This is a genomic window from Nitrincola tibetensis, assembly GCF_003284585.1.
Taxonomy (GTDB): Bacteria; Pseudomonadota; Gammaproteobacteria; order Pseudomonadales; family Balneatricaceae; genus Nitrincola; species Nitrincola tibetensis.
On the sequence record NZ_QKRX01000005.1, the window covers coordinates 113,346 to 128,159 of the forward strand.

Annotated in this window: 13 protein-coding genes and 1 pseudogene; 11 read left to right on the top strand and 3 right to left on the bottom strand. The window is 48.7% G+C overall.

Annotated features, from left to right (window positions below; translation table 11 throughout):
* Positions 1-76 precede the first annotated feature (76 nt).
* The 4 genes and pseudogenes from DN062_RS08500 to DN062_RS19060 all read left to right on the top strand — a co-directional run.
* Positions 77-598, top strand: a complete 522-nt coding sequence (locus tag DN062_RS08500) for a hypothetical protein (RefSeq protein ID WP_112158905.1) — start codon at positions 77-79, stop codon at positions 596-598.
* Between the two features lie 172 nt (positions 599-770).
* Entirely contained in the window at positions 771-1,337 is a 567-nt protein-coding gene (locus DN062_RS08505; RefSeq protein WP_112158906.1) for a DNA-3-methyladenine glycosylase I, read from the top strand.
* Positions 1,291-1,422 carry a DNA repair ATPase gene (locus DN062_RS19055; RefSeq protein ID WP_275668116.1) on the top strand — a complete coding sequence of 44 codons (132 nt, stop codon included), beginning with the start codon at positions 1,291-1,293 and terminating at the stop codon, positions 1,420-1,422. Before DN062_RS08505 ends, DN062_RS19055 begins: the two co-directional genes overlap by 47 nt.
* A gap of 79 nt (positions 1,423-1,501) precedes the next feature.
* Positions 1,502-1,681: pseudogene (locus tag DN062_RS19060) on the top strand (DNA repair ATPase); the annotation flags it as partial.
* Positions 1,682-1,797: 116 nt separating this feature from the next.
* Here the strand turns inward: DN062_RS19060 and DN062_RS08515 are convergent.
* From DN062_RS08515 to DN062_RS08525, 3 genes are all read right to left on the bottom strand, one after another.
* Positions 1,798-2,835, bottom strand: coding sequence for an extracellular catalytic domain type 1 short-chain-length polyhydroxyalkanoate depolymerase (locus DN062_RS08515; protein ID WP_205126693.1), 1,038 nt, complete (start codon positions 2,833-2,835; stop codon positions 1,798-1,800).
* Between the two features lie 78 nt (positions 2,836-2,913).
* Positions 2,914-3,153, bottom strand: coding sequence for a glycine zipper 2TM domain-containing protein (locus DN062_RS08520; RefSeq protein WP_112158907.1), 240 nt, complete (start codon positions 3,151-3,153; stop codon positions 2,914-2,916).
* 245 nt (positions 3,154-3,398) lie between these two features.
* Positions 3,399-4,706, bottom strand: a complete 1,308-nt coding sequence (locus tag DN062_RS08525) for an NAD(P)/FAD-dependent oxidoreductase (protein WP_112158908.1) — start codon at positions 4,704-4,706, stop codon at positions 3,399-3,401.
* Between the two features lie 194 nt (positions 4,707-4,900).
* Here DN062_RS08525 and DN062_RS08530 point away from each other — a divergent pair, with 194 nt between their 5' ends.
* From DN062_RS08530 to DN062_RS08560, 7 genes are all read left to right on the top strand, one after another.
* A complete protein-coding gene (locus tag DN062_RS08530) occupies positions 4,901-6,457 on the top strand; it encodes an ABC transporter substrate-binding protein (protein WP_112158909.1) in 1,557 nt (518 codons plus the stop codon).
* Complete coding sequence (locus DN062_RS08535) at positions 6,457-7,392, top strand: ABC transporter permease (protein WP_112158910.1); 936 nt, start codon at positions 6,457-6,459, stop codon at positions 7,390-7,392. Before DN062_RS08530 ends, DN062_RS08535 begins: the two co-directional genes overlap by 1 nt.
* Positions 7,389-8,186, top strand: coding sequence for an ABC transporter permease (locus tag DN062_RS08540; RefSeq protein WP_112158911.1), 798 nt, complete (start codon positions 7,389-7,391; stop codon positions 8,184-8,186). The genes DN062_RS08535 and DN062_RS08540 overlap by 4 nt, the downstream gene beginning before the upstream one ends.
* Entirely contained in the window at positions 8,183-9,577 is a 1,395-nt protein-coding gene (locus tag DN062_RS08545) for an ABC transporter ATP-binding protein (RefSeq protein ID WP_112158912.1), read from the top strand. Before DN062_RS08540 ends, DN062_RS08545 begins: the two co-directional genes overlap by 4 nt.
* Positions 9,578-9,760: 183 nt before the next feature.
* Positions 9,761-10,822, top strand: coding sequence for a porin (locus DN062_RS08550; RefSeq protein ID WP_112158913.1), 1,062 nt, complete (start codon positions 9,761-9,763; stop codon positions 10,820-10,822).
* Positions 10,823-11,055: 233 nt separating this feature from the next.
* On the top strand, positions 11,056-12,207 hold the full coding sequence (gene nosP / locus DN062_RS08555; RefSeq protein WP_112158914.1) for a nitric oxide-sensing protein NosP: 1,152 nt from the start codon (positions 11,056-11,058) through the stop codon (positions 12,205-12,207).
* Positions 12,207-14,813 carry a hybrid sensor histidine kinase/response regulator gene (locus DN062_RS08560; RefSeq protein ID WP_112158915.1) on the top strand — a complete coding sequence of 869 codons (2,607 nt, stop codon included), beginning with the start codon at positions 12,207-12,209 and terminating at the stop codon, positions 14,811-14,813. The genes nosP and DN062_RS08560 overlap by 1 nt, the downstream gene beginning before the upstream one ends.
* Position 14,814 lies beyond the last annotated feature (1 nt).

Consider the following 14,814-nt stretch of genomic DNA (forward strand, 5'->3'; position numbering starts at 1 on the left):
CGTACAGACGCCCTTTGCTCAAATGGAGAGACTGGTCATCCACAGTTTCGCATGGGGCATCCCCAGGAGAAAGACTATGAATGAATACAGCCACTACGTATCAGGTTTTTTTGCCCACCGTGATGAAGCTGAGAGCACACTTATCACCCTTCTTGAGCAGGGGGTGTCACCCGAGCGGATGAACATCTATGCTACAGACTCGACTTCATCTTCGCCAGAGCAAGAAGTTAAGAGTGACGGTGTACTAAAAGACATAATTGTAGACGGTACAATCGGCACAGCGGTGGGTACCGGCATCGGTGCTCTCGGCAGTGTAGCGTTGGCAGCAACGAGTGTGACTCTGTTTGTCGCTAGCCCATTGGTCGCACCCTTGGTGTTGATCGGTTGGGGAGCCAGCATTGGTGGCTTGATCGGAACGGCCGTTGGTGCCGCGGGAAAGGAAGGCAGTAAAGATTTCTGGCTTTCTGATTTAGTCCGAGATGCCATCGCCAATGGGCATGTCGTCCTAGTGGTGGAAGCTCGGAGTGAGCAGGAAGCAGCGATTGCACGGAGGGTGATGGAGGCGTCGCTTGGTGAATACACAGAGAAAGAGGCTTAAAATCTCTTCTGTTGAAGAGTTCTTGAGTAATGTTTATCAGGTCGCTTCCGTATTGTTTGGGGTTTCTAGATCACTGGTGATTGGCAATTCTTGGTGATATATTTCGGTGATTACCTGACAATACGAAAAAGCAGAATTCAAGAATGAAATCCTCAGCAAAAAAGTTTTCCACATGAAGACACGCTGTGCATGGTGCAGTGACGACCCTCTGTATCAAGCCTATCATGATCACGAGTGGGGCGTGCCTGTGCATGATGATCGTCATTTATTTGAGATGTTGTCTTTAGAGGGGGCGCAGGCTGGACTCAGTTGGATCACCATCTTGAAAAAGCGCGAGTCCTACCGTGAAGCCTTCGCTAATTTTACGATTCCATTGGTTGCTGATTTTGATGAGGCGGATATCGAGCATTTGATGCTTAATCCAGGGATTGTGCGTAATCGTCTAAAGATTACCTCTGTGATTAAAAATGCCCGTGCAGCGCAGCTTGTTCAAGCTGAGTTTGGCAGCTTAGATGCCTATTTGTGGCGTTTTGTGAATGACAAACCCCTTCAGAATGCTTGGGCAACCTTGTCTGAGGTGCCCGCGCAAACGCCTGAGTCTCAAGCCATGAGTCGTGATTTAAAAAAACGTGGTTTCAATTTTGTTGGCCCGACCATTTGCTATGCGTTTATGCAAGCGGTGGGTATGGTCAATGATCATACGCTGGATTGCTTTCGTTACGCAGAAGCCAATCATTAAACGCATTGATGCCATAGGCGAAGCCTGTATCCAGTTGCCGGAGGATCACGGCCTTATTTTTCCGGGTGGTTGTTATTTGGTGTAGGGCGGTCTGCGTTATTTTAACAATGATCTTGAAGGGTTAGTCTTTCAACGCGCCCGTGCGCTCGCCCAATGGCGAGGACATGCTCTATGTGTTTTATGAAGCCACTGATGGCACGGTCGCTTTGTATCCCTACAATTTGATTAGTAAAGCCCTAAATAACCCGATTATTAGTCATGGTTATGCCTTAGCTGAAGATGGGCGTCTGATTGTCTTTACAGCGGAAGATGAACCCTCTCGAACGCACCCTATGCAAGTCTGGCGTACGCCTTTTTTTCTGAATACTTTGCCAGCCAGCAGCCCAGCAGTCAGTCATTTTATGGGCGCATCGGCAATCCTGAGTTGGTTAGAGGGATATCAGCCGCTACTACTGGGCAGTCATTCACGAAACTGTCTATCCATAAACGCCCACACCATGCGCGATGCATCGGGTCCTCGCGCGTCACTAAAGTTGCCACCACTGGCTGCACCACCACTCCACGCATGCCCAAGTGACTCAATTTTAATCAACGTCGCTACCGTTTTTACGCCACACTTGAAGTCCGTTACAGTCATTGGGTAGCGCTTGCCGCGCTGTAAATTACGCGACGCGCATGTGCGTGCGCCAGCGGCTTCGGCCCATGAATTTACGGCTGCTTGTCCATTACTTGCAGCCACCACGCTATCCCCATCGCCATGGATCACCAGCAAGGACGGCCAATACTCAGCCATGGTTGTCGGTGTGGCCTCCAGACGTCCCGCCTCCAGCAGTCCATACATCGCACCGATCGCTGTCAGAGTCGAACGCGCAGTACCGATAGGGATGCCGGAATGCATCACCACCGCCTTGAAGCGCTTCGGGTTACGCGAAACCAGCAGTGCCGCCATGCTCGCCCCGGCGGACAGGCCCGCTACCGCGACTCGATCAGAATCCACTGGATAAAGCAGGTTGACCTGATTGATCGCATTCATGATCAAATCAACTTCACCAAACGCACACCCGATGACCGTCGTATCAAACCAGTTCCAGCAGCCCTGTGGATTGGACAAGCGATCCTGTTCAGGGTAAAGCACTAAAAAACGCTCACGATCCGCAATTTGATTCATGCGAGTACTTACCGCAAAGCTGCGGGCATCCTGACCACAGCCGTGGAGCATAACCAGCAGAGGTACGCGTTCATTCGCACGGATGCCTAGCGGTCGATACACATGGAAGCTGCGTGCGCCAGCTGTCCCTACAGCAAGTCCGCTAATCCAGCTGCCAGCACCTGGTGGTGGTTTTTTCGCGTCCACGCGCCGCTTGATCGCCTTGGTAACTGTGTTACTGCTCGCTCGCTTGACTGCTCGAGTTCCTGCGCGTAGCGCCTTTTTCGTAGCCGTCGAGAGTCCGCGTGACATGATCTTGTTCCAGCTTGGTGCGCGATAATCTTTAGGCATAGTTTGTACTCCAGTACTTGAACGAGCCAAGCTCGCCCGATTGGCAGTCGATCAGACTCAAGTCCTACGGCTTGCCTCCTACTCGCCGATTTCATGACCGATGATGCCACCAATGGCTGCACCACCCACGGTTCCAGTCGCACTGCCGCCAGTCAATACTGAACCGCCAACTGCACCAATACCTGCACCCGCTGCAGTACTCTTGTCTTGACTAGACATTCCGGCACAACCACCGAGTCCAAGCAGCACCACAAGGGTAGCAACGCCGAACAGAAGATTGCGCGATGAATTGATCGAACGATTGTTGAAAATGCTCATGATAATACCTCGATGGTGATACTTGGAAAGCATGTCGCGACGAATGTCTGCGATAACAAAGTATGAAGGACGGACGCAATATGATCTGTCTATTACCACACATATAGGGTACTCACGCGGGGTGACTCACGTACAAAACTACCTGTGTATGAGCTCCAAAGGCAAAAATCACTGTTTGTTCTAGAGTAAGGCTGGTTGTGTACGGTAGCCAGTACACAGAGCCTTAGACCAGAAATAAAACTGAATTAATGCAACTTCAAACGTGGCCGTATCACACGATTAATACGATCCACCAAGGTCACTAAAGCGGTTTTAAAGAACCCATAGAGTGCCAATTGATGAAGTCGATACAAGGACACATAGACAATACGCGCAATGCGTCCTTCGACCATCATGCTGCCTTTGCTCAGGTTCCCCATCAAGCTTCCTACCGTAGAGTATTGACTAAGTGAGACCATCGACCCGTAATCTTTGTATTGATAGGCTGGAACCTCGGTGCCCTCAAGCACTTTTCGAAAGTGTTTATAGACAAAACTGGCCATTTGATGTGCCGCTTGAGCACGAGGGGGGACGAGGCTTTTTCCATCAGGCATCAAGCAGGCGGCGCAATCACCGATGGCGAAAATGCAGGGGTCAAGTGTTGTTCTCAGATCCGGGTGGACAACCAATTGATTGCGACCATTCACCTCTAATCCATCAAGTGTTTTTAATAGGTCAGGTGCCTTGATGCCAGCTGCCCAGACCTTTAAGTCGGCTTGAATTTCCTCACCGGATTGCGTAATAAGGTGAGTGGCCGTGACCGAGGCGACTTGTGTGCTGGTTTTGATTTTGACTCCCAGTTTTTCCAACTCAAAATGCGCAGCGCTTGAAAGACGTTCAGGCAATGCAACAAGAATTCGAGGCCCAGCTTCAATGAGCGTGACTTCTAGTTGGCTGCGATTCAGCTTGGATAAACCATAGGCGCTCAGTTCTTTGGCCGTGTTGAAAATCTCGGCAGAAAGCTCCACACCTGTTGCACCTGCACCCACGATGGCGATGCGCAAATGTCCCTCAGATACAGAACTCGCTCGAAGCCAAGCTTCGAGCAGGTGGTGATGAAAGCGCTCAGCTTGATAGCGATTGTCCAAGAACGCACAGTGATTACGAACCCCTTCGATACCAAAGTCATGGGTTTGACTGCCCACGGCAAGCACTAGGTAGTCATAATTAAGGGTACGAACGGGGAGTACAACTTCGCCATCGATGCCTTTTACGGCGGCTAAGTTGAGTGTTTTTTGGGTGCGGTCAATGCTTTCTAAGCGACCTATCTGAAATTTGAAGCGTGCACTGCGCGCTTGGGCTCGATAGCTGAGTTCATCAATTCCCGGGTCAAGGGAGCCTGTAGCCACCTCATGCAGTAAGGGTTTCCAAATATGGGTGGGGTCTTCATCAACAAGTGTAACCAGTAATCCCTTGCGGGAGTATTTACGGCCCAAGCGGGTGGCAAGTTCCAAACCACCCGCACCACCGCCGACAATCACAACATGTTTATCGAAGATTTTGCGATCAGACATAGCTAACCTCTCTTCAAAAATAAAAGCATTATCCTCTTCTTTATAAGGAATAACACTGCCGATCAGTATTCATTTAATGCGACTTGCGGTTAATTTTTTGCGACTGCGGGATAACACGCATCGACTCAAACATTGTTAATGTTATATCATACCAATTATTAATGATTCTTGTTTCTTTAAATAAGGAAAGCTGCATGAAAACTCAACGCTTTTTTTTGAAAAGCTGTCTTGCGTTGCTCTTGTCTGGAGTGGTTTGCGTATCGACACAAACCTTCGCACAAGGTCCAACGAAAGCGAACACCCTATCGATCGGTGGTCCATTTGAATTTACCAGCCAAGATCCTTCACAACAGGGTTACTTATTTACAAGAATGCAAGTCGCAGAAACCCTAGTGGATGTCGCGCCGGATGGACGCTTATTGCCAGGACTCGCCGAGGCTTGGCAGGTGGACGATACCGGTTTGATTTGGCAATTTGCGCTGCGTGAGGGAGTGGCGTTTCACGATGGACATTTGCTAGATGCACATGCCGTGTTAAACAGTATTGAGCAGGCGCTGAATAAGCATGGACCTTTAGCGCAGGTTCCAATCGCATCCTTAGCGGTGCTATCGGATCAAACGCTGCAGATAACCTTGGAGCAGCCTTACACCCTGCTTCCGGCCGTATTGGCACATTACTCCACGGTGATCATATCACCCAAGACGTATAACCCTGAGGGGCAGGTTGATCAATTGCATGCAACGGGCCCTTATCAAATTGAAACCATCCAACCTCCACATAAACTACTTGTGAAGCGCTTTGATGGCTATTGGGGGCAGGCGGCGTCGATTGAGTATGCGGAGTATTTGACGGGGCATCGCGGTGAAAGCCGCACCTTACAAGCGCGCAGTGGCCAAGCCGATATCACACTCACACTAGACCCTGCGAGTATGAATAGCTTAAAGCGCGAGCGTTATTTAAACCTACACTCTGATCTTATTCCTCGCAGTATTCTGATTAAACTGAACAACGGCCATCCGTTTCTTGATCATATAGATGCTCGTCAGGCATTAAGTTTAGCCTTAGATCGAACAGGCATCGCCAATGCGATTTTACGTGTCCCTGGCTCAGAGGCCAATCAGCTGGTGCCCTCATCACTTGCCGCTTGGCATCGCCAAGACTTACCGCCAGCGGTACGCGACTTACAGAGGGCAAAAGCATTATTGGCCGAGTTAGGTTGGCAGGCAGGTGCGGATGGCGTGTTGGTTCGCGAGGGAGAGCGCTTTAGTCTTAAGCTCATTACCTATGCCGATCGTCCTGAGTTGACTACAGTGGCAACCGCTATTCAGGCGCAGTTAGCTGAGCTGGGCGTAGAAGTGAACGTTGAGGTCACTAATTCCAGTGCGATCCCTTCCGGCCATCAAGATGGCAGTTTAGAAATGGCATTGATAGCGCGTAACTACGGGTTTATTGCTGACCCTTTGGGCGTGATGATTGCAGATTTTGGTCAGCTCGGTGGCGGTGATTGGGGGGCGATGAATTGGCAGCATCCTGAAGTGGTTGAGTTGATTTCTGAGTTAAAAGTTGAACAGGATGCCGATGCGTATTTTCAGAAGTCGCAACGCGTTGCCGAAGTCTTGGCTCAGGAGTTACCTCTGATCCCTGTGACGTTTTACACTCAGCAGACAGCGGTGAATACGCGAGTTAAACACTTTCGCTTTGATCCCTTTGAGCGTAATTATTACTTGAATGAGATGGAGCTTTCTAAGTAATGAAGTCAATTCTCCTCAACCGTCTAATGCAGGCGGTTATGGTGGCTTGGGGTGTGGGTACCCTAACCTTTATTTTTATGCGAACGCTACCGGGCGATATGGCGTATCGTATTGCGGCGGGCCGCTATGGTCAGGACAATGTGACAGCGGAGGCGGCCGAGTTGGTTCGGCAAGAGCTTAATTTAGATGTATCGCCTTGGTTGGCCTATTTGAATTGGCTATGGGATTTGGTGCAGTTGAATTTCGGAACTTCTCTGATCAGTGGCGCCCCAGTGATACATGAAGTGCAGCATCAGCTTGGACATTCGTTAGGCCTTGCTTTCGTCGCGATTCTACTCTCAGCGATCATCGCTTTCCCTCTAGGAGTATTATCTGGCATGAGGGTAGGGGGGCTGTTTGATCGATGTTTACTGATCATATCCGCTTTATTACGTGCACAACCTGTGTTTGTCATAGGCTTGTTGTTAATCTTGCTCTTTGCGGTTAATTGGCGAATTTTTCCAGTTGCTGGCTTTGGAACCCCCGCTCACATTGTCTTGCCGGCTCTGGCGTTGGCCTTGGTTTTAGCGTCTGTTTCCAGTCGTGTGATCCGCGACAGTACGCATCGTGTTATTCATTCCTCTTTTTATACCTTCGCTCGGGTAAAAGGTTTATCAGCCTCTCAAACCTTTGCTCGGCATGGTTTGCGTAACCTGTCTGTCCCTGTAGTTGCGTTTATGGGGATTCAGTTGGTGGGGCTGATTGAAGGAATTGTCATGGTCGAGTCTTTGTTTTCTTGGCCTGGTATTGGGCATGGCTTGGCACATGCTATTTTTTCGCGCGATGTACCGATGATTCAAGGTACTGCGTTAATGATGGGATTAATCTTTGTTTGTTTAAATACGGTGATTGATATTGCCTGTTATCAATTGGATCCAAGAGGGCGTTTACAATGAGCCTTGTCACTCTTCGTTTGCGTCCCTCTCAATGGGTCGGGGCTGCAATGATTTTAAGCCTATTGATATTTGCCCTATTAGAAGCTTGGTTGCATTCAGGTCATTATGCGAAACAAAATCTTGCCAATTATTTGATGATGCCAAACGTTCAAGAATGGTTGGGCACGGATCAGTTTGGGCGCAGTATGATGGCTCGTATGGGTTCTGCGATACGTTTGTCCTTTTTGCTGAGCTTCTTTTGTGTGCTGACATCGGTGTTGCTCGGCTCTTTTCTGGGGGTGATGGCGGGCTGGTACGGCGGTTGGATTGATAGAGTATTAAACTGGGTTGTGAATATTTTGATGGCATTGCCCGGGTTGATTCTGGTGCTGCTTTTGGCTGCGATCCTGCCAGGGTCCTTTTTGATGCTGTATTTTGCCATTTCGTTGGTGCTATGGCTCGAATACTACCGAGTGGTGAGAGCGCTTACCCAAGTCGCAGTGAGCAGCCCACAAATGGAAGCCTCGCGCCAGCTGGGCTTTGGGCGTTTTTATCTGTTCAAACGCCACATTTGGCCAAGCTTGCAATCTTCTGTTCTAACCCTTGCCGCGTTTGGGGCGGCCAATTCGATTCTTGCCTTGGCATCCCTCGGTTTTATTTATGTTGGTTTACAGCCGCCTGTGGCTGAGTTGGGCTTGATGGTGGTTGAGCTCCTCCCTTACTTCGATGAAGCGCCTTGGATTCTTATGCAGCCCCTTGTTGCGATTTTTATGTTGGTGCTTGGGTTTAACTTGTTGGCAGGAAAAGCGAAATGACGCCCAGTATAGAAGTAAATGAGCTTTCGATCTTTGTTGGTCAACAGTGTTTGGTTGAGTCACTTTCTCTGCGTTTAATGCAAGGCACTCCGCTCACGATTTTAGGGCAAACGGGGTCTGGGAAAAGTTTATTGGCACAAGCGATCATGGGGCTTTTGCCGGAAGAAATGTCGTTGCAAGGTGAAATTCTGTATGAAGGACAACCCTTGTTAACCTTGCCGAAAGCAAAGCGCCAAGCACTTTGGGGGCGAGCCTTGGCCATGCTGCCGCAAGAGCCTTGGCATGCGTTAGATCCTGTGATGAAAAGTCAGCAACAAGTGGCAGAGGTCTTTGAACTGGTGGGAGGCTTAGAAGAGGAGCAAGCCCAAGACAAGGCAGGTCAAGCACTGGCTGAGATGGGGCTTGCACCTGCGAAGGATAAAATTCCCAGTCAGTTGTCGGGTGGGATGGCACAGCGCTTGGCATTTTTAGCCGCCACGGCGGCCGGTGGCGATCTCATTCTTGCGGATGAGCCGACCAAGGGTTTAGATTATTCGCGTCGTGATCAGATCGTGGCCTTGTTGCAATCGCGGCTCGTCAACGGCAGTTTGCTCACCATCACTCACGATGTTGATGTCGCACGTCAACTCGGTGGTGAGCTGATTGTTATGTGCCAAGGGCAGGTGGTTGAGCAGGGCGATGCCGCCACGATTTTGGCCCATCCGCAAGCGGACTATACACGGCAGTTACTCGCCGCTGAGCCCAGCAGCTGGAACAAAGTATCGGCACGAACTCAATCCAGCGCAGAGCCAATTGTGACGCTGGATAAAGTGGCATTGAGTCGAGGTGGAAATCGTTTGTTTAGTGATCTTTCCTTTCAACTTCATGCCGGAGAAATCCTTGGCATTGCCGGAGACAGTGGCACGGGTAAAAGCTCGTTAGGCGATCTTTTACTGGGCCATTTGCAACCCGATCAAGGTCGTATTCGCTACGCAGAGACATACAAACGCCATCAATTACTGAAGCTTTATCAAGACCCGCCCGCTGCATTTTCACCTCATATTCCGCTGGGGCGTTTATTGCAAGAAGTGATTGATTTACATGGTTTAGATGCGGCCCAGATTCCACGTCTGATGACACGTTTAAAGTTGTCCGAAGGATTGTTGTCTAGAACCGCTCTCGAAGTCTCTGGAGGCGAGTTGCAGCGCATCGCTTTACTGCGCATCTTACTGTTAAAGCCTGTGTTGCTCTTTGCAGATGAGCCCACCTCACGCTTGGACTTGATCAGTGCTCAACGAATCATGGAATTACTGGTTGAGGTAGCACGTGAAGAAGGATGCGCGTTGGTGCTGGTCAGCCATGACCCGATTCTGGTTGAAAAGGTGTGTGATCAGGTGATTCGGATTGCCTAGGCAATATAGTACTAAAGATTGGGTCGTAACGCTTACTGATGAGACGGATTAACACTTAAGCTGAATAAGCAAAAGGCAATGGAATTAACGACTTGGGTTGAATGTTACCTAAGTTAAAAGCCCTTGATAATCACACAGCGTTGAATTCTAGACGAGTGATTTATCCAGCTATCGAGGGCTTTTATGAAAAATAAGAACATACTTAAAGCGTTACTTCCCACCTTAATTTCAGCGGTTTGTGTTGGCCATGCCAATGCTGGTATTACGCTGTATGATCAAGACGGCACGACTTTCTCAGCCGATGGTTTTTTGAACGCTTTTTATACCTATCAAGATCAAGGGGATAAAGAGACCTCTCGTGTACGCATGGGTTTTTTGCCGAACTATATCGGGTTTAATGCCGGAAAAGAGTTGGATGGGCTGACACTAGGCGCACGCTCTTCTTTCTGGGTCACCATTAATGATGTGAACAGTGACAATAACAAAACGGACAACGGCATCGATGTTCGTCAGTTCTATGCCACGGTGGATGGTGATTTTGGTCAAGTTTTGTTTGGTAAAGATTTTGGTCTTTATGCACGCAGCAATATTTTTAATGATGAGTTGCTGATGGGGGTTGGTTTAGCCCCTCAGGGTACGAGCGGGACGACCTTTGGCAATATCACAACGGGCTATCCTTATGCGAATCCGAACGCTCAGATTACTTACCGCACCCCTGATTTTAATGGCTTTAAACTGGCTGCCGGTATTCTGGACCCCAATAATGAGTCAGGCCGCAACAGCTCCAAACCACGATTTGAAACAGAGCTGACCTATGCGCTGGACATGAATGGTCTGGGCTTAATGACCTGGTTGAGTGCAGCGGCAGGCAAGACCGATGACGTGAGTTCACGTGGTGTTGCCTACGGCGCACGAATCTCCTACGAGGGACTTGCCTTAACCGCATCTGGATTTAACCAGAAAGGCATTAGTGCGGCGTTTGCCAGTGACAATCTGACGTCAGCTGATAAGACATCAGGTTACCTAACACAAGTCTCTTATGAATACGGCAAAGCCAAGGGCGTGTTGTCGTATGGCTTAACCGACAACAAAAACGGCACCAAGAATAACCTTCGCGGTGGCGCACTGTTTTACAGTTTAAATAGCAACTTGAAGCTAGTCGGTGAGTACACAGTGCATAAGGCCAAAGGCACTCAAACAGACAACACGGATACCTTTGCAGTGGGTGCGGTGTTTAGCTGGTAGCTTTATCTAAACGCGTAAGGGCAACACACATAACTTCCCCCTTCATTATGTGAGTTGCCTTTATCACTTTACTACTAAAGTACCGATTTTTGATCCGCAAGTAGAATTACGATTCATTTAGCTGCCTAATATAATTACAGTATCTACTAATATATCTGCTGAATTATGACGGCTCAGAAATTTACGTGTATCTTAAAGGTAAAACTGTCAGAGTCAGCTAGGGAGCTGTATACATGAACGCGCCCTTTAGGTTACAACCCATTCAAACGGCCATGTCCGATTCGTCCAATGCTCAGGCGGCGGCACAGGAATTAGCGACTCAATTACGTCATCCGGACTTAGGGTTTGTGCTCTTCTTTTGCTCAGCTGAATACGATCTTACTCTTTTAGGTGATGCGTTAGATCAGGTCTTTCAAGGCGTTCAGGTTGCAGGATGTACAACGGCGGGCGAAATCACTCCTTTTGGGTATGCAAGAGGAACCGTGACGGCTATCGGCTTTGACCGACACTATTTTTCAATCGAAACAGCCTTAATTGAAGATCTTCAAAGTTTTGGTTTGCAAAAAGCACAACATTTAGTGGACGATCTTATTTTGCGTGGGCGTCGTCAGCATATCGCGCCAACAAAAGGCCATACCTTCAGCCTGACCCTTCTGGATGGGCTGTCGAGTCAAGAAGAAATGGTGCTGGTCGCCTTGGATTCGGCTTTGGGCAGTATTCCTCATTTTGGTGGCTCGGCAGGTGACGATATTCAGTTAGCCAATACACATATCTATGTGAATGGACGTTTTAGAACCGAAGCCGCCGTTGTGATTCTAATCAATACGCCCTTGGACTTTGAAGTGTTTACGACGCATCACATGCGCAGTCGTGGCCAGAAATTGATCGTAACGGAAGCCGACCCTGCGACACGGACCGTGTTAGAACTCAATGCGAGCCCAGCGGCGATTGAATATGCGGAAATGGTTGGGTTAACGCCAGAGGAATTAAATCCAGACGTGTTTGCACTCAATCCTTTAGCGGTTCGGATTGGGAGTGAATATTATGTTCGGTCAATCCAACGCGTGAATGCCGATATGAGTCTGACGTTTTATTGCGCAGTGGGTAAAGGCATTGTATTAACCTCGATGGAACCTCAGCCGATCTTGCCTGATCTTGAACGGCGTTTTCGAGACATAGAACAACGTATAGGAGCGCCGCTTATCACCATTGGTTGTGACTGTTTCTTAAGACGCCTAGAAACAGAGCATTTAGGTGCTTTGGATGAAGCGTCAGCCTTTTTGGTGAAACATAAGGTTGTCGGCTTTAATACCTACGGTGAGCACTTTGATGGAGTGCATATCAATCAAACATTTACAGGTGTTGTGATCGGTGGAGCGCGTTAATGAACAATTTAACGGATGCGTCGGCTGCTACTATACGGATTGCGCAGTTAGAACAGGAAAATCAAAAGTTAAAGCGGATCAATCAGGCCTTAATCGAGCGTGTCGAAGCAGGCAGCTCCATGAGCGCGGCGCCTTATGCGGCGTTTGAACACTCAGCCGCCTTAGCCGAACAGGTTCGAGATCGAACGGAGGCCTTGTCGATCGCCTTGTCTGAGTTAAAGCGCAGCAATCAGGCGCTAAAGCAAGCGAACCAAGAAGCGGCTACGGCTCATCAGCGTTTGATCGACGCCATTGAAAGTATTTCAGATGCCTTTGTGTTGTTTGATCAAGATCGACGTATTCTTCTCTTTAACAGTCGTTTTAGTGAGTACTGGGAGCAGACGGGTGTTCAAATTGGGCGAGGCACATCGATCAGTGACTTAAGGCGTTTGACCCGTGAAAAAGGGCTGATTCTTGAAGAGTACTGTGATGAAGGCAGTGTCGCCACGATTTTTCGTTTATCCAATGGTCGCTGGGTTCAGGTCTCTGAGCGACTGACGGGTGACGGCGGTTTGGTGATTTTGTATACCGACATCACCGAACTTAAAGCCAGTGAAGCCGTGAGACGTGAAAAAGCCCTTGAGCAGAAATCCAAGCTCCTGCAGCGAACCGTTGATAACTTGTCTCAAGGCGTTGCTCTGGTTAACCATGAAGGGCGTTTAGAGGTTTGGAATCAGCGCTTTTTAGAGCTCACCTCATTATCGCCATTAGACTTGACCAGCTCCTCTCAGTTCTCCGATCTTATGCAACTGTCAGAAGTGGTGCTGTTAACCCCTCAATCTGAGCAGGACAATGCTGAACCGCTGTTAGAGCTTGAGCAACGCTTAAAAGATGGCCGTGTATTGGAAATTAAAACGCATCCTATGCCTTCCGGTGGTTTTGTTAACACCTATACGGATATTACCGAGCATTACCGATACGCTGAGAACCTTCGAGAAAGTGAGCGCTGGATACGCTTAATCACTGACCATGTGCCAGCGTTGATTGCCTATCTTGGCAGTGATATGTGCTATCGCTTTACGAATCAGGTCTACGATGATTTTTATGGTTGGCCGCGCGGTTCATTATTGGGCGAAAGCATTGGTCGGGCACATGGCGAGGCGTCCTTCACTAAACTCTTACCCTATGTTGAGCGTGCCTTAACTGGCGAAAGTGTGACCTTCGAAATTGAGGAGCAAAATGCGGCGGGTGAAGACCGTCATATGCTCAAATCCTATGTTCCCAACCTGGATGCAACGGGTGTGGCGGTTGGCTTCTTCGTGTTGATTCGTGATATTACGGACAGAAAACGCACGTCTGAAGCACTTAAACAGGCGTATCAAAACCTCGAGTTGCGTGTTAGAGAGCGTACTTCAGAGTTAACGGAATTAAATCAGCAATTGCGTTTAGAAATTAACGAGCGCAAAACCATAGAAGCACGTTTACGAGAAGCCAAGCAAGAAGCGGAACAAGCGAACCTATCTAAAACCAAATTTTTGGCGGCGGTTAGCCATGATTTGCTGCAACCTTTGAACGCAGCACGCTTGTTTACAGGTGCCCTGCTGGATCAAAAGGTACCGGAGCGAATTTTTTCGTTAATTAACTCTGTCAGTCATTCGTTAGAGGATGTCGAAAGCTTATTGGGAACCCTTGTGGATATCTCTAAGCTCGATGCTGGGGTCATTAAGCCCGATATTTCATCGTTTCGCTTGAGCGACTTGTTGGACAATTTAGCGTCTGAATATCGCCATGTTGCCGCCGCCGAGGGCATTGAATTTAGGTATGTGGGCAGTCAGTCAGTGGTGGCCTCGGATGCGACACTCTTGGCACGTATTCTAAGGAATTTACTTACCAATGCCATGCGCTATACGGAGCCAGGTGGGCGCGTTTTACTGGGGTGTCGGCGTATTGGTGGCCATGTGTTCTTACAAGTGCATGACACGGGAAGAGGGATTCCTTCGGATAAACTCCTTGAAATTTTTGAGGAATTTAAACGCGTTGATGCCAATAAAAATCGGCAAGATAAGGGCTTAGGTCTTGGCTTGGCAATTGTTGATAAAATATCACGAATGCTTGCTCATCCTGTGTCTGTCATTTCGCGTGAAGGCGTTGGGTCCATTTTCAGTGTTCAACTACCCTTAGGTGAATTGGTGCCACATAGCTTGATTCCGGTGTGTGAACGAGAAGGATATGACCAGAATTTATTGGGTGCCCAAATCTGGATGATTGATAACGATGCGGCCATTTGCAATGCAATGAGTGTCTTATTGGAGGGGTGGGGGTGTGAGCTGTTAACGGCGCAAAGCTTAGATGAGCTGAATGAAAAAGTTAGTGTAGGTAGTGATCCTGTTGACTTGCTCATCGCCGATTACCACCTGGATAATGGCGTTGTTGGCACAGATGTTGTCAATGAAATTCTTGGGCGTCGTCGGGAGGTGCCACCGGTGTTAATGATCACCGCCAACTACACCAACGAGTTGAAGCAGCAAATTCGTGAATCTGGGTACTTGTTGATGAATAAACCCGTCAAACCCATGAAGTTAAAGGCGACACTGACCCACTTGCTAAGAACGAGATCCACCGAATAGG

Excerpts from the sequence above, each read along its gene's own strand:
- DN062_RS08500 (WP_112158905.1), top strand. The coding sequence starts at position 77 with ATGAATGAATACAGCCACTACGTATCAGGTTTTTTTGCCCACCGTGAT.
- DN062_RS08505 (WP_112158906.1), top strand. The coding sequence starts at position 771 with ATGAAGACACGCTGTGCATGGTGCAGTGACGACCCTCTGTATCAAGCC.
- DN062_RS19055 (WP_275668116.1), top strand. The coding sequence starts at position 1,291 with ATGATCATACGCTGGATTGCTTTCGTTACGCAGAAGCCAATCATTAAA.
- DN062_RS08515 (WP_205126693.1), bottom strand. The coding sequence starts at position 2,835 with ATGCCTAAAGATTATCGCGCACCAAGCTGGAACAAGATCATGTCACGC.
- DN062_RS08520 (WP_112158907.1), bottom strand. The coding sequence starts at position 3,153 with ATGAGCATTTTCAACAATCGTTCGATCAATTCATCGCGCAATCTTCTG.
- DN062_RS08525 (WP_112158908.1), bottom strand. The coding sequence starts at position 4,706 with ATGTCTGATCGCAAAATCTTCGATAAACATGTTGTGATTGTCGGCGGT.
- DN062_RS08530 (WP_112158909.1), top strand. The coding sequence starts at position 4,901 with ATGAAAACTCAACGCTTTTTTTTGAAAAGCTGTCTTGCGTTGCTCTTG.
- DN062_RS08535 (WP_112158910.1), top strand. The coding sequence starts at position 6,457 with ATGAAGTCAATTCTCCTCAACCGTCTAATGCAGGCGGTTATGGTGGCT.
- DN062_RS08540 (WP_112158911.1), top strand. The coding sequence starts at position 7,389 with ATGAGCCTTGTCACTCTTCGTTTGCGTCCCTCTCAATGGGTCGGGGCT.
- DN062_RS08545 (WP_112158912.1), top strand. The coding sequence starts at position 8,183 with ATGACGCCCAGTATAGAAGTAAATGAGCTTTCGATCTTTGTTGGTCAA.
- DN062_RS08550 (WP_112158913.1), top strand. The coding sequence starts at position 9,761 with ATGAAAAATAAGAACATACTTAAAGCGTTACTTCCCACCTTAATTTCA.
- nosP (WP_112158914.1), top strand. The coding sequence starts at position 11,056 with ATGAACGCGCCCTTTAGGTTACAACCCATTCAAACGGCCATGTCCGAT.
- DN062_RS08560 (WP_112158915.1), top strand. The coding sequence starts at position 12,207 with ATGAACAATTTAACGGATGCGTCGGCTGCTACTATACGGATTGCGCAG.